Consider the following 20,994-nt stretch of genomic DNA (forward strand, 5'->3'; position numbering starts at 1 on the left):
CCGGTCAGACCGGCAGCGCCGGATCATCCTTGATCGCCTCCATCACGAAACTCGCGGACACGTCGGCCAGCGGGACCCGCGCGATCAGGGCCTTGTAGACCCGGTCGTAATCGCCCATGTCGCGCACCCGCAGGTGCAGCACGTAATCAAGGTCCCCGGCCATGCGGTGCGCGGTCTGGATCTCGGGGATGGCGCGGACCGCGCGCTGGAACCGGTCAAGCCAGTCGGGCGCATGCTGCCCCGCGCGCACCAGCACCATCGCCTGCAATCCGAATCCCACCGCCGCTGGATCGACCCGCGTGACGCGGTCGCGGATGATGCCGCGCGCCTCCATCTGCTTGACCCGGCGCCAGCAGGCGTTGCGCGACAGGCCCGCGGCCTCGGCCAGCGCATCCATGCTCAGCGTCGCGTCCCGTTGCAGGTGGCGCAGGATGCGCCTGTCAAACTCGTCGATGTCTTCGGTCATGTTTGGGATGATGTCCCAAATTTTCTACCAAATACAGTCAAAATTGGGATCAGACCTGGATCAGTTCGGATAGACACCGCAATACCACTTTGTCGGAGGACACCCATGCTTCGCGCGTTCACAAGCCATCCCGCCTCGGTCGGGGAAACCTATTTCGAACATATGCGCGTGGCCTTCGGCTTCGCGGGCGCGCTGGCGCTTGCCGCCGGAGCGGCGGCGATCCATGCGGTGATCCCGGCGCTTTGCGAAAAGACCGCCAGCCGCAGGATCGCGGCCCTGCATGCGCGGCTCAGCCGGCGCACCAGCTGATACCGGCGGTCCATCGCCCGGCAAGGCCGGTTCGGCGCTTGCAACCATTCCCGCCCACACGCGATAAGGAGGCAAGCCTACGGGGAGCGTGAAGATGGGTTTGCCGGTTACCGACCAACTGAAATACTGGGGCATCGCGGCGATCGTCTTCTGCGTGATCCTGTGGTTTCTCGGCGACGTGCTTCTGCCCTTCGTCTTGGGCGGCGCGATTGCCTATTGCCTCGACCCGGTCGCGGATCGGCTGGAGACGTGGGGCCTGTCGCGCGCCGCCGCCACTGCGATCATCACGCTGGGCGGCGTGCTGGTGTTCGTGGTGCTGTTCCTGCTGGTGGTGCCGTTGCTGGTCGAACAGGCGGTCCAGCTTTTCAACACCGCGCCGCAACTGTTCAACGACCTGCGCGATTTCCTGACGATGCGGTTCCCGGACCTGATGGTCGAGGGCAGCACCATCCGGCAGACCCTCGCCACCGTCGGCGAGACGATCAAGAGCCGGGGCGGCGAGTTGCTGAACTCTGTTCTGTCCTCGGCGGCGGGGCTTCTGAACATCGTGATGCTGTTCGTGATCGTGCCGGTCGTCGCCGTGTACCTGCTGCTGGACTGGGACCGCATGATCGCCAAGTTCGAGGACATGCTGCCGCGCGACCACGCGCCCGTCATCATCGACCTCGCCCACCAGATCGACGACACGCTTGCCTCGTTCATCCGGGGCATGGGGTCGGTCTGCGTGATTCTCGGGACCTATTACGCCGTGGCGCTGATGCTGGTCGGGCTGCAATTCGGGTTGGTCGTGGGCTTCGTCGCGGGACTTGTGACCTTCATCCCCTATGTCGGCGCGATCTTCGGCGGGGCGCTGGCCGTGGGGCTGGCGCTGTTCCAGTTCTGGGGTGACTGGGTGTCGATCGGGATCGTCGCGGCGATCTTCGTCATCGGCCAGATGGTCGAGGGCAACATCCTGACGCCCAAGCTGGTCGGCTCGTCCGTGGGGCTGCACCCGGTGTGGCTGCTGCTGGCGCTGTCGGTCTTCGGCACGCTGTTCGGGTTCGTGGGCCTGCTGGTCGCGGTCCCGCTGGCCGCCGCGCTGGGCGTGATCGCGCGCTTCGCCCTCGATCAATACAAGAGCAGTCGCCTCTATCGCGGCGTGACGCTCAACGACGAGGACTGAGCGCTGGACCGTCAACTGCATTTCGACCTGCCCCGGCGGGAGGCGCTTGGCCGCGCCGATTTCGTCGTGGCCGAGGCGAACGCGCTGGCGCTGGCGCTGATCGACCGTCCCGGCGACTGGCCGCAGGGGCGGCTGGTGCTGACCGGCCCGGAAGGCGCCGGCAAGAGCCACCTTGTACGGGTCTGGGCGGCCTCGGGCGGGGCGACGATCCTGCCCGCGACCGACCTGCCAGATGCCGACATCCCGCGCCTCGCCGCCGGTGACACGGCGGTGGAGGACCTCGACCGATCCGCCGGGCAGCGCGCAGTCGAAGAGGCGATGTTCCACCTTCTGAACCTCGCCGCGGCAGAGGGCGGGCGCGTGCTGGTGACCGCGCGCACGCCGCCGCGCGACTGGGGTCTCACCCTTCCCGACCTTCTCAGCCGGATCAGCGCGGCGCAGGTCGCCCGGATCGAGGCGCCCGACGACACGTTGTTGAGCGCCGTCCTGATGAAGCATTTCGCCGACCGCCAGCTTGCCCCGACGCCCGACGCGATGGCGTGGCTGCTGACCCGGCTCGCCCGGCGGTTCGACGCGGTGGCGGAGGCGGCGGAGCGGCTCGACCGGATGGCGCTGGCCTCGGGGCGGTCGATCAACCGCGCGTTGGTGCGCGACCTTGCCGCCACGGCGCCGCACCTGTTCGAGTGACACCCCTTCAGGTTTCCGCCAAGACGCGGTAATCTCGTCATGTTTCCGATACATCCATGACCGATAGACGCGCCATGACGCATTCCGATTTCCTGTCCGCCCCGTTCCCGCCAGCCGTGGACCTGCCGGATCTCGACCCGAAAGGGCCGGGTCGGTTCCACAACCGCGAACTCAGCTGGCTGGGGTTCAACTGGCGCGTGGTGGAGGAAGCGCAGAACCCGCGCGTGCCGCTGCTGGAACGGCTGCGGTTCCTGTCGATCTCGGCCTCGAACCTCGATGAATTCTACACCGTGCGCGTCGCGGGCCTGCGCGAACTGGCCCATGCGGGCAACACCACGCCCGCCGCCGACGGCCTGTCCCCCGCCGAGCAACTGGTGCTCATCAACGAGGACGCCCGCAACCTGCTGGCCCAGCAGCAGGTCGTGCTGGCCACCCTGACGGCCGAGATGTCGGCCGAGAACATCCATATTCTCGGGCGTCACGACCTGACGGACGAGGACCTGCCGCACCTTGAGGACGTGTTCCTTTCAGGCGTCTTCCCGGTCCTGTCGCCGCTGGCGATCGACCCCGCGCACCCCTTCCCGTTCATCCCCAACACCGGCTATTCGCTGGCGCTGCAACTGGAACGCAAGTCCGACAAGCGCCCCCTGCAGGCTCTGCTGCCGATCCCCGGCCAGATCGACCGCTTCGTCGCGCTGAAATCCGGATCGGGCCATTCCTTCCTGCCGCTTGAAGAGCTGCTGCTTCTGTTCATCGACCGGCTGTTTCCCGGCTACACGCTGAAATCGCATTTCGATTTCCGCGTCCTGCGCGACAGCGATCTGGAGGTCGAGGAAGAGGCCGAGGACCTTGTCCGCGAGTTCGAGGTCGCGCTGAAGCGCCGCCGCCGGGGCGAGGTCGTGCGCCTGACCGTCAGCAAGGGCGCGGGCGGGGACCTGAAACAGGTGGTGATGGACGAACTGGACGTGACCGAGGCCGAGGTTGTCGAACTGGACGGCATGATCGGCCTTGCCGACCTGAAGGAACTGGTGATCGACGCCCGGCCCGACCTGTTGTGGCCCACCTTCTCTCCGCGCGTGCCGGAACGGGTGCAGGATCACGACGGCGACATGTTCGCCGCGATCCGCCAGAAGGACATGCTGCTGCACCACCCGTACGAGACCTTCGACATGGTGATCCGCTTCCTGCAGCAGGCGGCGCGTGATCCGAACGTGGTGGCGATCAAGCAGACGCTCTACCGCACCTCGTCGGACAGCCCCGTCGTGCAGGCGCTGTGCGAGGCCGCCGAAGACGGCAAGTCGGTCACCGCGCTGGTAGAGTTGAAGGCGCGGTTCGACGAGGCCGCAAACATCCGCCAGTCCCGCAAGCTGGAACGCGCGGGCGCGACGGTGGTGTACGGGTTCCTCGACCTCAAGACGCATGCCAAGATTTCCACCGTGGTGCGGCGCGAGGGATCGAAACTGGTGACCTACACCCATTACGGCACCGGCAACTACCACCCGATCACCGCAAAGATCTACACCGACCTGTCGCTGTTCACCTGCGACCCGGCGCTGGGGCGGGACGCGACCAAGGTGTTCAACTACCTGTCCGGCTACGCCCAGCCCGAGGCACTGGAAAACCTCGCCATCTCGCCCACCTCGCTCAAACCGCGGCTGCTCGATTGCATCGCGGCGGAGTCCGAGGCCGCCCGCGCCGGCAAACCGGCGGCGATCTGGGCCAAGATGAACTCGCTGATCGACCCCGAGGTGATCGACGCGCTGTACGCCGCCAGCCAGGCCGGGGTCGAGATCAGCCTCGTGATCCGCGGCATCTGCGGCCTGCGGCCCGGCATCAAGGGGTTGAGCGAGACCATCCGCGTCAAGTCCATCGTGGGCCGGTTTCTCGAACATTCGCGCATCGTCTGCTTTGCCAACGGCTCCAAGCTGCCGTCGAAACGGGCGCGCGTCTTCATTTCCTCGGCGGACTGGATGGGCCGCAACCTCAACCGCCGGGTTGAAACGCTGGTCGAGATCACCAACGACACGGTGAAGGCGCAGATCGTCAGCCAGATCATGGCGGCGAACCTCGCCGACGTGGCGCAGTCGTGGATCATGGCGCCCGACGGCTCCTTTACCCGGCCCGAGATCGAGGAAGGCACCTTCGCCTTCAACTGTCACAAGTTCTTCATGGAAAACCCGTCCCTGTCGGGCCGCGGATCGGCGGGGGCCAGGGATGTGCCCAAACTGACCCATACCGACGAGTGACGCGCCGGGGCGCGCTCGGCGATTGACCGGCCCGCCCGGCTTGGGCATGGTCGGGCCGACCGGGACGAGGAGCGCATGGACGGCACGGCAGAGACCAGCGATGCGGATTGGGGCCCGTTCGGGCGTCCGCTGTTCAACGATCCGGCGTCGCGCAAGCTGTCGCGGGTGGGTGTCGTGGACGTGGGGTCGAACTCGGTCCGGCTGGTCGTCTTCGACGGCGCGGCGCGCAGCCCGGCCTATTTCTACAACGAAAAGATCATGTGTGCGCTGGGCGACGGCGTGTCCGAGACGGGGTACCTGAACCCGCAGGGCCGCGTGCGCGCGCTGGCCGCGATGCAGCGCTTCCGCAGGCTTGCCGACGGGATGGGGCTGGAACCGCTGACCGCCGTAGCGACCGCCGCGATGCGGGACGCCACCGACGGCGCCGAATTCGCCGCCGAGATCGAGCGTGAAACCGGCGTGAAGGTCTGGATCATCGACGGCGAGGAAGAGGCGCGGCTGTCGGCGCAGGGCGTGCTGCTGGGCTGGCCGGGATCCTACGGCCTTGTCTGCGACATCGGCGGGTCGTCGATGGAACTGGCAGAAATCAACGACGGGCAGGTCGGCAAGCGGGTGACGTCCGACCTTGGCCCGCTGAAACTGCGTGGCCTGAAGGGTGGCAAGCGCGGGCGCAAGGCCGCGATCAAGGAGCGCGTTGCCGCTCTCAGCACGTTCATGGGGCCGCAATCGAACCGGCTGTTCCTTGTCGGCGGGTCGTGGCGGGCGCTGGCGCGGATCGACATGTACCGCCGCGCCTACCCGCTGCACGTCCAGCACGAATACCGCATGTCGCGCCGCGACGTGATCGCGACCGCCAAGATGATCGACACCGCCGATCTGGAAGAATTGCGGCTGGCCTGCGGCATCTCCGCCGCCCGGATGGAGCTGGTGCCCTACGCCGCCGAGGTGCTGAAAGAGGTGCTCGCCACCTTCAAGCCGCACGACATCGCGCTGTCCTCCTACGGCATCCGCGAGGGCCTGCTGTACGAACAGATGCCCCAGCGCGTGCGCGACCGCGACCCGCTGATCGAGGCATGCCAGTTCGCCGAGGCCAAGGACGCGCGGCTGCCGGGCTTTGGCAAGACGCTTTACCATTTCGTGCGCCCGATCTTCAAAGCCACCAGCGACGAACGGCGGCGGATCATCAAGGCGGCCTGCCTGCTGCACGATGTCAGCTGGCGCGCGCATCCCGATTACCGGGCCGACATCTGTTTCGACAACGCCACCCGCGCCAACCTGGGCGGGTTGCGGCATTTCGAACGGGTCTACCTTGGCGTCGCGCTGATGTACCGCTACCGCAACAAGCCCGACGGCGCGCCCTTCACCACCTTCGTCGACCTCCTGTCCGAGGCCGACCGTCACGAGGCCGAGGTTCTGGGCAAGGCGATGCGGTTCGGCGCGATGCTGTGGATGTCGCGCGATACGCGCATGGGCGCCTTCAGCTGGGCACCCAAGAAGAAGGTGCTGAAGCTCGAACTCAGCCCCGACAGCTGGCCGCTTTTCGGCGAGGTCGCGCAGGCGCGGCTCAACTCGCTGGGCGACGCGCTGGGCGCGACGGTGAGCGTGCAGCTTGAACGCTGACTAGGCCTCGATCGGTTCGATCAGGTGCGGGCCGCTGGCGCGGTTCGAATTCACCGCCCGGTCCACCCGGTGGAACCGCAGCGCGCCTTCGGGCGCGGCCCGCATCAGCCGCGCGGCGCCCTTGCCTTCCTCTCCCAGCCACAGGCCCCAGTCGGCGGGGTCGAGGATCACGGGCATCCGGTGATGGATCGACCCGATCTGTTCGTTGGCGCCGGTGGTCACGATGGCACAACTGCGTACCGGGCTGTCGCCCCTGGTCCAGTCCTGCCAGACCCCGGCAAAGACCATCGGTTCGCCATCCGCGCGGGTGATGTACCACGGCAGGCGGTTGCCCTCGGCATCCTTGGTCCATTCGTAGAACCCCGTGGCCGGGATCAGGCAGCGCCGGTCCCGCGCCGCCGAGCGAAAGGCGGGTTTCTCGGCGATGGTCTCGGCGCGGGCATTGATCAGAAGCGGGCCGTCCGTCGGCGTCTTGTACCAGTGCGGCAGGAACCCCCAGCGCATCGACACCAGCCGCCGCCCGGTTTCGTCCGACATCGCGGCATGCACCTGCACCGTCGGGCACACGTTGTAATTCGGCACGTGCGGCAGGTCGTTGGAGGGCTGGGCGTCGAACAGCTGCGCCATGGCGTCGGGCGGCAGGGTGATCGCGAACCGTCCGCACATGGCTCAGCCCCCCGCCCGTGCGCGGCTGGTCAGTGTCTGGTTGGTACGGGTCGGCATCGGCGCATCCTTTCAACGCCAGCCTGAGCCAGCGCGCGGAGCGATGCAAGCGCGGGGCGCGCGGTGTTCAGCGGAAGGGCTGGCCCGCGCGCAGAAGCGTCTTGTGATAGGGCCGCAGGTCATCCAGCTGGCAGAACCCGGTCGCACGCGCCGCTTCCAGCGCCGGACCCATCTTGCGGCCTAGGTGTTCGTAGACCAGCCGCGACACGCGCAGGCCCGACACGCCCTCGCGCACGGTGCGCGCGGCATAGCCTTCCCAGTAATTGTTCTCGAACGACGGGACGCGGGCGAGGAAGTTGAACGAACAGGTCATCGCGTTGCGCCGCGATACCAGCGCCGCGATCCCGCCTTCCTGCGGCAGAAGGAACCCGCGATATTCGCGCGCCCGCACGTCCAGCGGCAGGCCCTGCTGTGCCATTGCCGCCTTGGGCTCCATCCCGCGCAGAAGCGCGTAATTGGCCGCGCGATAGACATAGATCATGCCCTGCACGTAGGACCCATCATCCACGAAACTCTGCCGCGAGAAGCGGTAGAAGCCCGACGGAAACTCGTCCTCGCTGAGCTTGGTGAAGCCCGAGCCCACGAATTCCTTGAGATCGGGGTGGTGCAGAACGTCGCTTTCGTCCTGACGCATATCCGCAACAGGTTCGAGCAATATCCGCGCGTCCACGTCGAAGAACTGGCAGATGCGGTGCAGCACGTCCGGCCGCGGGAAGCTTTCGCCCGAAAGGTAGCGGTTGAACTGCGTGCGGTTTATCCCCAGCTCCCGGCACAGGGCCGAGATCGAAGGCGCATCCTGACACAGAATCCGGAGATTTTCGCCCAGCATATTGCGCAATTCGGACGGATTGGGTGCCGTTTCGCGCGACTGGGACGTCGGCCGTGACAGATTCGCCATCACCAATGCGGGCTCCTTGCAATTTTCTTAGCGGTTGCACGGATGTGTACCAATCAAACTATACAAACGCATCTCTTTAGCGTCAACAATGACGCGATATCGCGTCACCCGGCATTTTTGCCTGACACAAACCGCCCAAGGCTGTCCGGGATGCTGTGTATCGAATTACGTCAAATTGTTTGAACATCCTCAGGGTCGAAGGGATGGGACTTATGGCACAGAACAGGATGATAGGTGTGGTGCTTTGGTGCGATGCTGCGCAATCCAAGGCCGTGATCTGGTGCGAGGATCATGGCAAGCTGGCCTATTACACGCCGGACCACGCGTCGATCCATGACGGGTCGCTCGTGGATACGGTGACCGGGCTCGATGCCGGTGATCTCATCCGTTTCGAGCTGAGCGAAAGCGAACAATTGCGGTTCGCCCACAATCCCGAGGTTCTCTCCGACCTTGCCTATCCCGCGCTGGCAAACACGCTGAAATCGGTTCGGGCCGATGAAGGCGCCAGCACGCCGCCGTTCGACGGCGGCGCCTATCCGGCCCCGGCCAACTCCGATTCGGTCATCGATTTTTCCAAAGCCCATTGCGCGCGAAACCGCGCGACCGCCTGAGCACCCCTATCAGGCGCCCCACTCACGGGGGTTTTGGCGGAGTTCCGGGGCCGGCCCCGGCCCGTTCGTGACAGTCCCGTCAGGACGCCCGTGACAACGCGGCCACGCCGGTGCGCGCGATATCGGTCATTCCCAGCGGGCGCATCAGGTCGGCAAACGCGTCGACCTTTTCCTGTGTCCCGGTGATCTGGAAGGTGAAGCTGTCGAGCGTCGAGTCGACCACGTTGGCGCGGAAGATGTCGGCGAGCCGCAGCGCCTCCACCCGTTTCTCGCCCGTGCCCTCGACCCGCATCAGCGCCAGTTCGCGCTCGACGGTCGCGCCTTCGACGGTCAGATCGTGCACGTCGTGCACCGGCACCAGCCGCCCCAGCTGCGCCTTGATCTGTTCAATCACCTGCGGCGTGCCGGTGGTGACGATGGTGATGCGGCTCAGGTGCCCTTCGTGGTCCACCTCGGCCACGGTGAGGCTGTCGATGTTGTAGCCCCGGCCCGAAAAGAGACCGATCACGCGCGCCAGCACGCCCGCCTCGTTATCGACCATCACTGTCAGGGTGTGCCGCTCCTGCACGTCCGAAAAGTTCGAACGCAGGTTGTACGCGGAATGCTTCGAAGAGCCCTTCTTGATCTTGAGCGGTGCCATCTTTCCTCCGTCAGCCGGTCGCGGCTGTAATATTCAGGCGGGCCCCGCGCGGCAAACGGGCCGCGACACGGGGGTTTCGTTTCAGAAAATCGCCCGGCGTCACGCGGGCTTGAGCGCGCGTGCGCGCCGGATCACAGGCGCGTGGCGGGCATGGACCGGTGCGGCGGCGTGCGTAGATTGCGGGCCAGTCACACATCACAGCCCTCTCCCGAAGGATACGCACATGACCATCGCAACCACCCAACTCGCCCCCGCCGATACCGACGGGCTGCTGTCGCAGGCCTTTACCGTTCTTCTGGCCGGTGCCGCGGCGCTTCTGGCCTTCGACATATTCGGACAGGTCCTGTCGCCCATGGCGGGTTTTGCCGCGCTGGCACCCGTGGGGCTGGCCAATTCCACCATCAAGGCCGTCTTCGGCGCGGGCTGGCGTCCGGGGGCCGAGGGGCTGCATTACCTTGCCGGCCTCGTCGCCTACCCGTTGGGCTGGGTCATCGTCGAACAGGTGCGCCGCCGCATCCTGCCCGCCCTGCCGTGGCTCGCCGTCGCCGTGGCCTATGGCGTGATCCTGTGGGTCTTCGCGCTTTACGTGATGGCGCATCTCGTGGCGGGGATGAAGCCTTTCCTCGGATGGGGCGGCATCACCTACGTGGCGCTGTGGGGTCACATCCTGTTCGCCGTCGTGGCCGCCGCGATCTATCGCTGGCGGCATCCAGCCTGAACGCCGCGCCAAGCAGACCGCAGGTCGGCTGAGACCAGCCGACCTGCGGTTACTCAAGACCCCGTAGTCGGTGCGTATCCCAAGCCTCAATGAGCAGAAGTTTGGCACTCGGTCGCCCGATATTCTAACTATCTCCGCCACATTTGGCCCATTTCTTCATCGAACCAGAGCTCAATGTCGTACTGAGCGCCCATAGTTGATCGAAACGATTCGGCTTGCGGATAATTCTCCCTTAACCATCCGAGATAGCTCGAAAAACCAGGGGAATCTTTTACTCGATCATATTGCACCATTCGGGCCCAATCATGCACAGTTGAACGAACTAGCGTTTCCGCCTCACCTTTTTTCATCACACCAGAACCGCGCCCTTCGTGCCGATCGCGTCCTTGGTGGACGCCTCGCCCAAGAGCATCTTGTTGTGCGGCTCGCCCGACGGGATCATGGGGAAGCAGTTCTCGTGCTTCTCCACCAGGCAGTCGAACACGACCGGGCCTTCGTAGTTGATCATTTCCATGATCGCGTCATCCAGATCAGCGGGATCGCTGCACTGGATGCCCTTGGCACCGAAGGCTTCGGCCAGTTTCACGAAATCGGGCAGGGCGTCAGACCACGAATGTGAATACCGCTCGCCATGCAGCAATTCCTGCCACTGGCGCACCATGCCGAGCCGTTCGTTGTTGAGGATGAACTGCTTGACCGGCAGTCGGTACTGCGCTGCCGTTCCCAGCTCCTGCATGTTCATCAGCCACGAAGCCTCGCCCGCCACGTTGATGACCAGCGCGTCCGGGTGCGCGATCTGCACGCCGATGGACGCCGGAAAGCCATAGCCCATCGTGCCCAGCCCGCCCGAGGTCATCCAGTGGTTGGGATCCTCGAAGCCCATGTATTGCGCCGCCCACATCTGGTGCTGGCCCACCTCGGTACAGATGAAGCGGTCCTTGCGGTCCTTGGTCAGCGCCTCCAGCCGCGCCAGCGCGTGCTGCGGTTTGATCGTGGGGCCCGTCTGCTTGAACTTCAGGCAATCGACGGCCTTCCATTCCTCGATCCGCGCCCACCATTTCTGCAGGCCCTCGCGGTTGACCTTGGACCCGCGCTGTTTCCAGAGCTTGAGCATCTCTTCCAGCACGTGGGTCACGTCGCCCACGATGGGCAGGTCGGTCTTGATCACCTTGTTGATCGAGGACGGGTCGATATCGATATGCGCCTTGGTCGACTTGGGGCTGAACGCATCGATGCGGCCGGTGATCCGGTCGTCAAACCGCGCGCCGATATTGATCATCAGGTCGCAGTCGTGCATCGCGAGGTTGGCCTCGTACAGGCCATGCATCCCCAGCATCCCCAGCCAGTGCTTGCCCGAGGCGGGGTAGGCCCCCAGCCCCATCAGGGTCGAGGTGATGGGCATGCCCGTCGCATCCACCAATTCGCGCAGCAGTTCCGACGCGCGGGTGCCGGAGTTGATGACGCCGCCGCCGGTATAGAAAATCGGGCGTTCGGCGGTCTCCAGCGCCTCGACCAGCGCGGCGATGGTTTCGGGGTCGCCCTTCACGCGGGGCTGGTAATGGCCAAGATCGGCTTTCGCGGGCGGCGTGTAGGTGCCGTTGGCGAATTGCACGTCCTTCGGGATGTCGATCAGCACCGGGCCGGGGCGGCCCTTGGTCGCGACGTGGAACGCCTCGTGGATGGTGCCGGACAGCTGGTCGGTCTCCTTCACCAGCCAGTTGTGCTTGGTGCAGGGGCGGGTGATGCCCACCGTGTCGGCCTCCTGGAAGGCGTCGGACCCGATCATGAACGTCGGCACCTGCCCCGTCAGCACCACCAGCGGGATCGAATCCATCAGCGCGTCGGTCAGGCCGGTCACGGCGTTCGTCGCGCCCGGCCCGGACGTCACCAGCACCACGCCGGGCTTGCCGGTCGACCGGGCATAGCCCTCGGCCATGTGCACCGCGCCCTGTTCGTGCCGCACGAGGATGTGGCGGATCGCGTTCTGCTGAAAGATCTCGTCATAGATGGGTAGGACAGCCCCGCCGGGATAGCCGAATACCGTGTCCACACCCTGATCCTTCAGGGCCTGAACCACCATTTTCGCTCCGGTCATCTGACGTGTCATGTCTCTCTCCATCATCCTGACGTCAGTCACAAAAAAACCCCCGAGGGTCAGTCGGGGGCGCATGGGGTGCCATTATGGCTGCCCGTCAGGGCTCCATGCGCCAATTTCCTACAAGTACGACAAGGTAGCTCATCCGACCCTCCGAAGTGTGCCGGACACTACGCATGGGAATCAGGGGCGTCAACAGCCAAAATCTTGGCGATTATGTCGCATGGCGCGGATATTGCGACATATTCTGTCTTCTGATGGCGTCGGCCTCGCACGTTTCGCAAATTCCGCGCGACGTCAGAGGCCCAGCCGCGACATCTGGAGGAGGCCCACGGGCGCAAGCCCGTCCTCGACCTTGCGCCAGAGGCCCTGGAACAGGAAGGGATCGGTCTTGGCGCCGCGCGCAATCTCGGCCAGCGTGCGGCGTCCGTTGACCTGTGCAAGCACCGTCGCCGCCTCGGGCGGGAGGGTCACGTCAAAGGTCACGCCCTGCGAGGTCACGGGCAGGGTCTTGCCCGCCGCCACCGCGCGGGCAAGCTTCACCGGGTCCGCCGACAGGTGCGGCACGGCCTGCATTCCCGCCCCCTTGCGCGGCGCGGCACCCGTGGGCCGGGCATAGCCCACATGCTTGCGGATCGTGCCCGACAGCCGTTCGGCCATCGCCATCCGCTGCAACTGGTCCATGTCCTCGGGCGGATCGGCATAGCGGCCAAGGTCATAGAGCGCGGGCGGGCACATGCCCGCGACCTCGAACCCGGCCTCGGCCAGCGCCGCACCCCATTCGTCAATGCGGAAGGCCCGGTCCTGGCTGTGGAGCAGCAGGTCATAGAACCCCGCATCGCTTTGCTTGTGGTCGACCACGTGGGGGTTCAGCTTGAACGGGTGCCCCTTGGGCAGGCTCTCCATCAGCGCCCGCGCCCGCGCCAGCCGCTCCTGCGGGGTCAGCCCCGCCAGCAACGCGCCGAACGCCTCCTGCAACGGATACACCCCGCCCCGGCCATAGGGCGCATAGACCATCCAGCCGAACCCGCCTTCGTCTTTCAGTGCCGCCCGCAGCGCCCGCAGCCCCGCCACCGGCTCTTCGAGGTGATGCAGCACGCCGCAGCAGTCGATGTAATCGAACTGCCCGTACTCCGCCGCGTCCAGCAGGCTGCCCGTTTGAAAGGTGATCGAGGTGAGGCCGCGCGCCTTTGCCCGCGCCTCGGCCACGCGGCGCGCTTCGGTCGACAGGTCGACATAGGTGATGCGGTGCGGCTTGCCCGCGCGGGTCAGCACGGTCGCCAGCTGGATCAGCGCGTCACCCGTGCCGCCGCCCGCCACCAGCACGTCGAAGGGCAGGGACCAGTCGCGGTTGCCGGCGTAAAGCACGTGGTCGATCTCGACCGGGTGCGAGGGCGATCCGGTGATCAGCCGCTTCGCTTCGTCCGCCGGGTCGCGTTCGGGATAGGGATAGGCGTTGTACTGGTCGAGGATATCGGACATGCGCCCGCCCTACCCCAGCGCGCGCCCGCCGTCAAAATCGGCCCGCGTGATCCGGTGGTGATGGTCGATGCAGGTCTCGCCGTCATACTCGGCCTCTTCCGCCCGCTCGAACCGCAGGCCCGCCTTCTCCAGCATCCGCAACGACCCCGTGTTGCGCGCATCTGCGATACCCACGACAGCGTCCACCCGCGGATCGGCGAAGACAAGCGACAGGGCCGCGCGATAAGCGCGCGAGCCAAGGCACCGCCCCCACGCTCCCCGCGCCAGCGTGATCCCCAACTCCACCACCCGTCCGTGAAGGTGCAGACCCATGTCGCCGATCAGCGCGTCATCGTCCCCCGCCACGGCGATCTGGCACCATTCCCCGTCCTGCAAAAGCGGCGCGTCCGCGACGGCGGCGATGAAGCCCAGCGCGCGGTCGCGGTCCATCGGCGCCCACGACTGGAAGCGCGCGACCTCCGGGTCCGCGCGGTAGGCAAGGAAGGCATCGACATCCCCTTCGCGCAACCGCCGCAAGGTGACCGGTCCTCGGGTCAGGGGCAGATCCACGGCCCGCGCCCCTGTCACACGTAGGTCGGCTGACTCAGCCGACCTACCCGCCATCGCACAGGCGTTGGCATGAAAGTAGGTCGGCTGCTCTGCAGCCGACCCGCCGTCTTATTTCCGCGTGATGCGGCCATCGGTATACGGCTGGTAGTCGCCCTGCGCGGCCATGTATTCGGCCACCACATCGGCAAGGTCCGGCCCGTAATCATAGGCGTTCTCGGCATCGGTGAACATCCTGTAGCCGTCACCGCCGCCCCGGACGTAGTTGTTCGACACAAGGCCATAGGTCTTGGCCGGATCGATCGGAACGAAGCTGTCGCCGTCCTTCACCATCACCTCGACGATGCGGCCCTCGTTCGGCGCGACCGACGGATCCCAGGTGAACTTCAGGCCCGCCACCGACGGGAACCGCCCTTTGACCTCTTCGACCTGGCTGACGCCGTTTTCCAGCGCGTCGATCACCGTCTGGCCCGACACCTGGAAGGTGGACAACGTGTTCTGGAACGGCAGCACCGTCAGGACCTCGCCCATGGTCACGTCACCCGCGTCGATCGAGGCGCGCACCCCGCCCGAGTTCTGGATGGCGATCTGGATGCCCTGGTTCTTCACGCGGGCGAGCATGGCATCGGCCACGAGGTTGCCCATCGCGCATTCCTGCACCCGGCAGACCGACCGGTCGCCCTCGATCGCGGCGGCGGCAGAGGCAACGACGCGCTGGCGGATCTCCTCCAGCGGCACGGCCAGTTCGCCGATGCGGGCCACGGTGGCCTCGTCCTCGGCCACGGCGGCGTCCATGATCAGCGGCTCGCCCACGGCCTCGGTGATTTCACCGGCATCGTTGAAGGTGACGTTCAACTCGCCCAGGAACTTGCCATAGGCATAGGCCTGCACGATCGCGGTCGACCCGACCATCGTGGGATAAGGCCCCTTGGCGCGGTCACTGGTATTGCTGAGATAGGTGTTCGAGTGGCCACCGACGATGATGTCGACACCGGTGGTTTCCGCCGCGACGCGCTTGTCGACCTCGTAGCCGGAATGCGACAGGACGATGATCTTGTTCACGCCCATTCCGGTCAGCTTGTCGACCTCGCCCTGCACCGCGGCGACCGGATCGGTGAAGATCACGTTCGGGCCGGGCGAGGCGAGTTCATCGGTATCCTCGGGTGTCAGGCCGATCAGGCCCAGCTTCTCGCCGCCGCGTTCGATCACGACGGATTTCTGCAGCTTGTCCTTCAGCAACTCCTCGCCCGAGAAGTCGGCATTCGACATCAGGACCGGGAAACCCACGGCATCCATGAAGCCGCGCAGCACCTCGGGGCCGTCGTCGAATTCGTGGTTGCCCACGGTCATCGCGTCGTAGCCCAGCTTGTTCATCATCTCGGCCGCGACCTTGCCCTTGTAATAGGTGTAGAACAGCGTGCCCTGGAACTGGTCACCACCATCCACGAGGATCGCGTTGTTCGAACGCTGCCGCGCGGCCTCGACCGCGGAGACAAGCCGCGCCGAGCCGCCGAAACACTTCCCTTCGGCGTTGTCCTCCGCCGAGCAGCCCGAATCGTACTTGGAAATCGGTTCGAACCGCGCGTGGAAGTCATTGGTGTGCAGGACGGTCAGCGAATAGTCGGCCTGCGCAACGCTGGCGGCAAGGGCCAGCGCGGCGGAGCCGGTCAGGAAACGGATCATGCGGAACACTCCCATTGAATGATATGGCACCAGCCTGCACCCCTCTCATCCGAGAGTCAAAAGGCGAGACACCAACTGCCCTGACGTCGCCCTGCGACAGGGGGGCAACAGGCACGTGACCGTCGGGCGACAGCTTGTTTGCCGGGCATCCCTCCCCCACATGGGACCGGATGACGCGGTTTGTCCTCAACGCGTGTGTCTTCGTCGTCCTCTGCGCCGGGGCCGCCTACATGCTTTTGCCCGGCTATCACCGGGCCGCGACGCCCACGTGGTTCGGCATGACCCGCGTCGCGCCCGGCCTATTCACTGACGCATCGGCCCGGCAGGAGGAACTCGCGGCCCTCGTGACCGACGCGCGCGACCGCTCGTCTGTCGCCTTCGGCACACCGTCCCGACCATCCCGCGTCCTCGTCTGCACCACCGAACGATGCGCCGCACGGTTCGGCATCCGCACGTCGGGCCTCGCCATCGGCGCCCGCACGATCCTGATCGCGCCGAAAGGCATCAACGCGACGATCCTGACCCATGAACAGGTGCATATCGACCTGCGCCGCCACATGAGCCTGCGCGACGTCCTCTACCCGCGCTTCCCTGCATGGTTCGACGAAGGCCTCGCCGCGCTCGTCTCGGACGACACCCGGCTGGACCGGATGGATGTGCCCGAGGCCCGCTTCATCCTCGACGCCCGACTGCGCCGCGACTGGTCGCGCATGACAACCGCCGATACATGGCCCCGGACATACGGCGCGGCGCGGACACTTGTTGCCGATCTCGTGCAGCGGCTCGGCCCCGACGGCCTGCGCGCCCTGATCGCCGAAGTCGGCACCACCGGCGATTTCGCCGCCGCCCTCGCCACCCGTCTGCCGCCCGACTGGCCTTGACCTCGCGGCGCATTGGCCCCATCCCGACGCCATGCTGATCTACAAGATTTTCCGCGCCGACGAATGGGCCGCCCTGCGCCACGACGGCACCACAAGGGGCGCCCCCATCGACGTGAGCGACGGCTTCGTCCACTTCTCCACCGCCGAACAGGCCGCCGAGACGGCTGCGAAACACTTCGCGGGCGAGGCCGACCTGATGCTCGTCGCCGTCGACACCGACCGCCTCGGCGACGCGCTGAAATGGGAGCCGTCCCGCGGCGGCGCGCTCTTCCCCCACCTCTACCGCGAGATGCGGATCGGCGACGTGACATGGGCCCAGCCCCTGCCGCTTGCGGGCGACGCCCACGCCTTCCCTCCGGGTTTTGCCGATGAAGCTTGAAACGATCGGCCTCGCCGCGCTGCGCCGGATCGACCCCGAGCGCGCGCACGCCCTCGCCCTCACCGCGATCCGCGCGGGCCTCGCCCCCCGCGCCGACGCGCACCGCTCTTCGCGCCTGGTGGCGCGCCTCGCGGGCCTCACGCTGCCCAACCCGCTGGGCCTTGCCGCCGGGTTCGACAAGAACGCCACCGCGTTGGCCGGGCTGTCGCGGGCAGGTTTCGGCTTCCTCGAAACCGGCGCCGCAACGCCACGCCCCCAGCCCGGCAACCCGCGCCCCCGCCTCTTCCGCCTGCGCGCCGACCGTGCCGCGATCAACCGCTTCGGCTTCAACAATGACGGGATGGAGGATATCGCCGCCCGCCTCGCCGCCCACCACGCCACCGTGCCCGTGGGCCTGAACCTCGGCGCCAACAAGGACAGCGCCGACCGCGCCGCCGATTTCGCCCGCGTCCTCGCCACCTGCGGCCCGCATGTCGATTTCGCGACGATCAATGTCTCCTCCCCCAACACCGAGGCCCTGCGCGACCTGCAGGGCAAGGCCGCCTTGACCGCCCTGATCGACGGCGTGCTGGCGGCCCGCGCCAAGCTCGACGCGTGGCTCCCGGTCTTCGTGAAGATCGCCCCCGACCTGTCGGACGGCGAACTGGACGACATCGCCGAGGTCGCCCTCGCCTCCGGCATCGACGGGCTGATCGCCACCAACACCACGCTCGACCGCACCGGCCTGCACAGCCCCCATGCGCAGGAAAAGGGCGGCCTGTCCGGCGCGCCGCTCTTCGAACGCTCCACCCGCGTCCTCGCCCACCTCTACCGCGCGACGGACGGCCGCCTTCCGCTGATCGGGGTCGGCGGCATCGCCTCGGGCGCCGACGCCTACGCCAAGATCTGCGCGGGCGCGTCGGCACTGCAACTCTACACCGCGCTCTCCTATGACGGCCTGTCGCTCGTCCCCCGCATCCTCGACGATCTCGACGCCCGCCTCGCCGCCAACGGCCAGACCGTCGAAACCGCCCGCGGCATCGGCGTGGCCGACTGGACCTGACACGACAGGTCTTCTTCTCTTTGATAAATATGTCCCCCGGAGGGCCGCTATCCGCCCGCGCCCCCGGCTCCCCGCTCAAGCGCGGGATATCGCAGGGCCAGCGTCACGCCCCGCGCGACGAAGGACACCAAGAGCGCCGCCCACAACCCGTGATTGCCGAAGGCGGGCATCAGGATCAGCACCGCGACGAGGTAGGCAAGGAAGGACAACACCATCATGTTGCGCATGTCGCGTGCCCGCGTCGCGCCGATGAAGATGCCGTCCAGCATCCACGCCGCCCAGCCAAGAACCGGGGCGGCGACCATGAAGGGCAGGAAGGCGCGCGCGGCGTCCCGCACGCCTGCATCCTTGGCCATCAGGTCGATGATCCACGGCCCCGCCAGCGCGAACCCCAGCGCCAGCGCCGCGCAGGTGCCCGCGCCCCAGGCGCTCGTGACCACCGCCGACCGCCGCACGCGCGCCGGGTCGCCCCGGCCATAGGCGCGCGCCACCAGCGCCTCGGCGGCAAAGGCGAAACCGTCCATCGCGTAGGCCGTGATGTGCAGGAACTGCATCAGCACCTCGTTCGCGGCGAGCGTCACGTCGCCGAACCGCGCCGACAGGAACACGAAGGAGGTGAAGGTCCCCATCAGCAGGACCGACCGGATCAGGATATCGCGGTTCACCAGCGCCATGCGCAGCATCAGCGCCCGGTCGAACACCCGCGGCCAGTCGCGCCAGTCGGGCCGCCGGAACGCCGCGCGGCAAAACCACAGCGCCAGCGCACAGCCCGTGACCTCGGCGATGACGGTGGCGATCGCCACGCCCTCCACGCCCCAGCCCAGCCCCAGCACGAACCACAAATCGAGCACGATGTTCAGCCCGTTCATCACCAGCTGCACCCAGAAGACGCCGCCCGTCTTCTCCATCGCCACCAGCCAGCCGGTGAGCGCGTAAAGCGCGATGGCGGCGGGGGCCGTCCAGATGCGGATGGCGAGGTAGGCGCGCGCAAGGCTCTCCACCTCTTCCGATGCCGGGGAGACGCGGAACGCCAGCGCGAATAGTCCCGCCTGCGCCGCGATCAGCACCACGCCCGCGCCGCCCGCAATCAGCAGCGCGCGGGTCAGAAGCGCCGACACCTCCGCCGCATCGCCCGCCCCCTCCGCCTGCCCGACCAGCCCCGCCGTGCCCATGCGCAGGAACCCGAAGAACCAGTAAAGCGTCGACAGGATGATCGCGCCGATGGCCACCGCCCCGATGGGCGCGGCCTCGCCCAGCTGGCCCACCACGCCGACATCCACCGCGCCGAGTATAGGCACCGTCGCGTTCGACAGCACGATCGGCCCCGCGATGCGAAAAACCCGGCCATAGGTGATCGGCTGCGGCGGTGTGTCGCGAGGCGGGCCCGTCAGGGCCGACGAGCCCGCCGTTTCAGGCATCGCGCGCGGGCATCAGGAAATGCCCGTTCGCCTGCGCGAAGGGCCGCGCGCGGTTGTCCTGCCACGCCTCGACCCGCACGCTGGCATAACGCCGCCCCGACCGGTTCACGAAGGCGCGCGCATAGGCGTCGCGCGGCAGGCCGGACCGCAGGTAATCCACGGTGAAGTCGATGGTCTTGGGCAGGCGCGGCATGTCGCCCGCCTCGATCCGCGCCACGTCCCACGCGCCCGACTCAAGATCCGCCCACAAGGTCGCCCAGCTGAGCGTGATGATCGACGTGATCTCGAGAAAGGCCGATGTCGCCCCGCCATGCAGCGCCGGCAGGATCGGGTTGCCGATCAGATCCTCGGAAAAGGGCATGATGCCCGTCAACTCGTCGCCGCGCCGCTCGAATCCGATCCCGAGGAACCGGATATAGGGGACCGAGGCGACCAGCGCGCGCAGGGCCGCGTCGCGCCGCTGCTTGACCACCTGCACGGGTTCGGGCCGCGCCTTCATTTCGCAACCGTGAAGGCGCCGGTGGCGGTGGCGACGGGGCGGTCCCGGTCGGCATCCATCGCCGTGGCGCGCACGAAGGCGACGGTGCGCGTGACGTGATAGCATTCGGCGACCGCGGTGATCCTCTCGCCCGGCGTCGCGGGGCGCATGTAGTCGATCCGCAGATCCAGCGTCGCGGTCGACACGCCCGCCTTCGGATGGCTGACGACAGCGGTCCCGGCGCAGGTATCCATAAGGGCCGACACCGCCCCGCCATGCACCACGCCGGTCTCCGGATCGCCCACGATCTTCTCGTCATAGGGCATGGACACTTCCGCCCATCCCTCCCGCACGGCCTCAAGGCGCATGCCCAGCGCGCGCGCATGCGGCAGCGCGCTCACGAATTTCTGCAACGGCCCGGTGATCGTCTCGCTCATACCGCCCTTAGACCGTGATCGCGCAGAACCCGCAAGGCGGTTGATCGCCCGCGCCCCTGCGCTTAACCTTGCACACGGGGAGGAGACCATGGCCGAGATACGCCTCAGCTTCAAGGAGATGTGCTCGAAGTTCGACGTGACGCCGCGCACGCTGCGATACTACGAGTATATCGAGCTTCTGTCCCCCGAACGGGACGGACGGGCCCGCTGGTACGGTCCGACGGAAATCGCCCGGATGACCCTGATCCTGCGCGGACGCAAATGGGGATTCCCGCTCGAAGATATCCGCCAGTGGCTGCTGATCTACGAGGAAGAGGGGACGGAGGCGCAAAACCGCGCATGGGTCGAACTCGCCACGCGGCAACTCGACGAACTGGCCCAGCAGCGCGCCCAGCTGGACGAGGCGATCAACGAGCTGCAATCGATGCGCGACAAGGTCGCGTCGGGACTGACCTGACGCGCCCCGCACGCCT

Annotated in this window: 22 protein-coding genes; 11 read left to right on the forward strand and 11 right to left on the reverse strand. The window is 66.8% G+C overall.

Translation table 11 applies throughout. From position 1 onward, the window contains the following. Nucleotides 1–4: 4 nt before the first annotated feature. Nucleotides 5–466 carry an Lrp/AsnC family transcriptional regulator gene (locus ATO11_RS07285; protein ID WP_050530192.1) on the reverse strand — a complete coding sequence of 154 codons (462 nt, stop codon included), beginning with the start codon at nt 464–466 and terminating at the stop codon, nt 5–7. 105 nt (nt 467–571) lie between these two features. Between ATO11_RS07285 and ATO11_RS07290 the strand changes: the two genes are divergently transcribed. From ATO11_RS07290 to ATO11_RS07310, 5 genes are all read left to right on the forward strand, one after another. Then, nucleotides 572–775 (forward strand): DUF6356 family protein, encoded by a 204-nt coding sequence (locus ATO11_RS07290; RefSeq protein WP_050530193.1) that lies wholly within the window; start codon nt 572–574, stop codon nt 773–775. A gap of 94 nt (nt 776–869) precedes the next feature. Beyond that, nucleotides 870–1,937: an AI-2E family transporter gene (locus ATO11_RS07295; protein ID WP_050530194.1), complete on the forward strand. Its 1,068-nt coding sequence runs from the start codon at nt 870–872 to the stop codon at nt 1,935–1,937. Nucleotides 1,938–2,003: 66 nt separating this feature from the next. Next, on the forward strand, nt 2,004–2,624 hold the full coding sequence (locus ATO11_RS07300) for a P-loop NTPase family protein (RefSeq protein ID WP_242601379.1): 621 nt from the start codon (nt 2,004–2,006) through the stop codon (nt 2,622–2,624). Nucleotides 2,625–2,698: 74 nt separating this feature from the next. Next, nucleotides 2,699–4,870, forward strand: coding sequence for an RNA degradosome polyphosphate kinase (locus tag ATO11_RS07305; protein WP_050530196.1), 2,172 nt, complete (start codon nt 2,699–2,701; stop codon nt 4,868–4,870). Nucleotides 4,871–4,945: 75 nt separating this feature from the next. Further along, nucleotides 4,946–6,490: a Ppx/GppA family phosphatase gene (locus tag ATO11_RS07310; protein ID WP_050530197.1), complete on the forward strand. Its 1,545-nt coding sequence runs from the start codon at nt 4,946–4,948 to the stop codon at nt 6,488–6,490. Here the strand turns inward: ATO11_RS07310 and ATO11_RS07315 are convergent, their stop codons facing one another. After that, nucleotides 6,491–7,156 carry an SOS response-associated peptidase gene (locus ATO11_RS07315; protein ID WP_050530198.1) on the reverse strand — a complete coding sequence of 222 codons (666 nt, stop codon included), beginning with the start codon at nt 7,154–7,156 and terminating at the stop codon, nt 6,491–6,493. A 124-nt stretch (nt 7,157–7,280) separates the two neighbouring features. Continuing rightward, a complete protein-coding gene (locus ATO11_RS07320; protein WP_050530199.1) occupies nt 7,281–8,111 on the reverse strand; it encodes a helix-turn-helix domain-containing protein in 831 nt (276 codons plus the stop codon). A gap of 212 nt (nt 8,112–8,323) precedes the next feature. Here ATO11_RS07320 and ATO11_RS07325 point away from each other — a divergent pair, with 212 nt between their 5' ends. Further along, a complete protein-coding gene (locus ATO11_RS07325) occupies nt 8,324–8,722 on the forward strand; it encodes a hypothetical protein (protein WP_050530200.1) in 399 nt (132 codons plus the stop codon). A 79-nt stretch (nt 8,723–8,801) separates the two neighbouring features. Here the strand turns inward: ATO11_RS07325 and ilvN are convergent, their stop codons facing one another. Next, the gene (ilvN, locus tag ATO11_RS07330; protein WP_050530201.1) at nt 8,802–9,362 is read right to left on the reverse strand and encodes an acetolactate synthase small subunit; all 561 of its coding nucleotides are present in this window, start codon (nt 9,360–9,362) and stop codon (nt 8,802–8,804) included. A gap of 223 nt (nt 9,363–9,585) precedes the next feature. Between ilvN and ATO11_RS07335 the strand changes: the two genes are divergently transcribed. Continuing rightward, nucleotides 9,586–10,080 (forward strand): hypothetical protein, encoded by a 495-nt coding sequence (locus ATO11_RS07335; RefSeq protein WP_050530202.1) that lies wholly within the window; start codon nt 9,586–9,588, stop codon nt 10,078–10,080. Between the two features lie 349 nt (nt 10,081–10,429). Here ATO11_RS07335 and ATO11_RS07340 read toward each other — a convergent pair whose 3' ends face one another. From ATO11_RS07340 to ATO11_RS07355, 4 genes are all read right to left on the reverse strand, one after another. Continuing rightward, a complete protein-coding gene (locus ATO11_RS07340; protein WP_050530203.1) occupies nt 10,430–12,187 on the reverse strand; it encodes an acetolactate synthase 3 large subunit in 1,758 nt (585 codons plus the stop codon). Nucleotides 12,188–12,472: 285 nt separating this feature from the next. After that, on the reverse strand, nt 12,473–13,657 hold the full coding sequence (locus ATO11_RS07345; protein ID WP_050530204.1) for a class I SAM-dependent methyltransferase: 1,185 nt from the start codon (nt 13,655–13,657) through the stop codon (nt 12,473–12,475). Nucleotides 13,658–13,666: 9 nt separating this feature from the next. After that, the gene (locus ATO11_RS07350; protein ID WP_165586939.1) at nt 13,667–14,206 is read right to left on the reverse strand and encodes a GNAT family N-acetyltransferase; all 540 of its coding nucleotides are present in this window, start codon (nt 14,204–14,206) and stop codon (nt 13,667–13,669) included. A gap of 108 nt (nt 14,207–14,314) precedes the next feature. Beyond that, on the reverse strand, nt 14,315–15,886 hold the full coding sequence (locus ATO11_RS07355; protein ID WP_050530584.1) for a bifunctional metallophosphatase/5'-nucleotidase: 1,572 nt from the start codon (nt 15,884–15,886) through the stop codon (nt 14,315–14,317). Nucleotides 15,887–16,056: 170 nt separating this feature from the next. On the opposite strand from ATO11_RS07355, the gene ATO11_RS07360 reads away from it, so the two are divergent. From ATO11_RS07360 to ATO11_RS07370, 3 genes are read left to right on the forward strand one after another with little or no spacing between them, the layout of a single operon-like run. Continuing rightward, a complete protein-coding gene (locus ATO11_RS07360) occupies nt 16,057–16,767 on the forward strand; it encodes a hypothetical protein (protein WP_050530206.1) in 711 nt (236 codons plus the stop codon). 31 nt (nt 16,768–16,798) lie between these two features. Then, a complete protein-coding gene (locus ATO11_RS07365; RefSeq protein WP_050530207.1) occupies nt 16,799–17,146 on the forward strand; it encodes a DUF952 domain-containing protein in 348 nt (115 codons plus the stop codon). Further along, nucleotides 17,136–18,188 (forward strand): quinone-dependent dihydroorotate dehydrogenase, encoded by a 1,053-nt coding sequence (locus ATO11_RS07370; protein ID WP_050530208.1) that lies wholly within the window; start codon nt 17,136–17,138, stop codon nt 18,186–18,188. Before ATO11_RS07365 ends, ATO11_RS07370 begins: the two co-directional genes overlap by 11 nt. 47 nt (nt 18,189–18,235) lie before the next feature. On the opposite strand, the gene ATO11_RS07375 is transcribed toward ATO11_RS07370, so the two are convergent. The 3 genes from ATO11_RS07375 to ATO11_RS07385 are packed head-to-tail and all read right to left on the reverse strand — an operon-like array spanning nt 18,236 to nt 20,521. Next, on the reverse strand, nt 18,236–19,606 hold the full coding sequence (locus ATO11_RS07375; protein WP_050530209.1) for an MATE family efflux transporter: 1,371 nt from the start codon (nt 19,604–19,606) through the stop codon (nt 18,236–18,238). Next, nucleotides 19,599–20,105 carry a PaaI family thioesterase gene (locus ATO11_RS07380; protein ID WP_050530210.1) on the reverse strand — a complete coding sequence of 169 codons (507 nt, stop codon included), beginning with the start codon at nt 20,103–20,105 and terminating at the stop codon, nt 19,599–19,601. The genes ATO11_RS07375 and ATO11_RS07380 overlap by 8 nt, the downstream gene beginning before the upstream one ends. Then, the gene (locus ATO11_RS07385) at nt 20,102–20,521 is read right to left on the reverse strand and encodes a PaaI family thioesterase (protein WP_050530211.1); all 420 of its coding nucleotides are present in this window, start codon (nt 20,519–20,521) and stop codon (nt 20,102–20,104) included. Before ATO11_RS07385 ends, ATO11_RS07380 begins: the two co-directional genes overlap by 4 nt. Nucleotides 20,522–20,609: 88 nt before the next feature. Between ATO11_RS07385 and ATO11_RS07390 the strand changes: the two genes are divergently transcribed. After that, entirely contained in the window at nt 20,610–20,978 is a 369-nt protein-coding gene (locus tag ATO11_RS07390) for a MerR family transcriptional regulator (protein ID WP_050530212.1), read from the forward strand. The last annotated feature ends 16 nt before the right edge of the window (nt 20,979–20,994 follow it).

This window comes from Pseudaestuariivita atlantica (assembly GCF_001205715.1).
Lineage (GTDB): Bacteria > Pseudomonadota > Alphaproteobacteria > Rhodobacterales > Rhodobacteraceae > Pseudaestuariivita > Pseudaestuariivita atlantica.

Coding starts and splice junctions, on each gene's coding strand:
- ATO11_RS07310 (WP_050530197.1), top strand. CDS start 4,946: ATGGACGGCACGGCAGAGACCAGCGATGCGGATTGGGGCCCGTTCGGG.
- ATO11_RS07325 (WP_050530200.1), top strand. CDS start 8,324: ATGGCACAGAACAGGATGATAGGTGTGGTGCTTTGGTGCGATGCTGCG.
- ATO11_RS07345 (WP_050530204.1), bottom strand. CDS start 13,657: ATGTCCGATATCCTCGACCAGTACAACGCCTATCCCTATCCCGAACGC.
- ilvN (WP_050530201.1), bottom strand. CDS start 9,362: ATGGCACCGCTCAAGATCAAGAAGGGCTCTTCGAAGCATTCCGCGTAC.
- ATO11_RS07290 (WP_050530193.1), top strand. CDS start 572: ATGCTTCGCGCGTTCACAAGCCATCCCGCCTCGGTCGGGGAAACCTAT.
- ATO11_RS07355 (WP_050530584.1), bottom strand. CDS start 15,886: ATGATCCGTTTCCTGACCGGCTCCGCCGCGCTGGCCCTTGCCGCCAGC.
- ATO11_RS07365 (WP_050530207.1), top strand. CDS start 16,799: ATGCTGATCTACAAGATTTTCCGCGCCGACGAATGGGCCGCCCTGCGC.
- ATO11_RS07305 (WP_050530196.1), top strand. CDS start 2,699: ATGACGCATTCCGATTTCCTGTCCGCCCCGTTCCCGCCAGCCGTGGAC.
- ATO11_RS07315 (WP_050530198.1), bottom strand. CDS start 7,156: ATGTGCGGACGGTTCGCGATCACCCTGCCGCCCGACGCCATGGCGCAG.
- ATO11_RS07295 (WP_050530194.1), top strand. CDS start 870: ATGGGTTTGCCGGTTACCGACCAACTGAAATACTGGGGCATCGCGGCG.
- ATO11_RS07360 (WP_050530206.1), top strand. CDS start 16,057: ATGACGCGGTTTGTCCTCAACGCGTGTGTCTTCGTCGTCCTCTGCGCC.
- ATO11_RS07390 (WP_050530212.1), top strand. CDS start 20,610: ATGGCCGAGATACGCCTCAGCTTCAAGGAGATGTGCTCGAAGTTCGAC.
- ATO11_RS07370 (WP_050530208.1), top strand. CDS start 17,136: ATGAAGCTTGAAACGATCGGCCTCGCCGCGCTGCGCCGGATCGACCCC.
- ATO11_RS07320 (WP_050530199.1), bottom strand. CDS start 8,111: ATGGCGAATCTGTCACGGCCGACGTCCCAGTCGCGCGAAACGGCACCC.
- ATO11_RS07385 (WP_050530211.1), bottom strand. CDS start 20,521: ATGAGCGAGACGATCACCGGGCCGTTGCAGAAATTCGTGAGCGCGCTG.
- ATO11_RS07380 (WP_050530210.1), bottom strand. CDS start 20,105: ATGAAGGCGCGGCCCGAACCCGTGCAGGTGGTCAAGCAGCGGCGCGAC.
- ATO11_RS07340 (WP_050530203.1), bottom strand. CDS start 12,187: ATGACACGTCAGATGACCGGAGCGAAAATGGTGGTTCAGGCCCTGAAG.
- ATO11_RS07375 (WP_050530209.1), bottom strand. CDS start 19,606: ATGCCTGAAACGGCGGGCTCGTCGGCCCTGACGGGCCCGCCTCGCGAC.
- ATO11_RS07285 (WP_050530192.1), bottom strand. CDS start 466: ATGACCGAAGACATCGACGAGTTTGACAGGCGCATCCTGCGCCACCTG.
- ATO11_RS07335 (WP_050530202.1), top strand. CDS start 9,586: ATGACCATCGCAACCACCCAACTCGCCCCCGCCGATACCGACGGGCTG.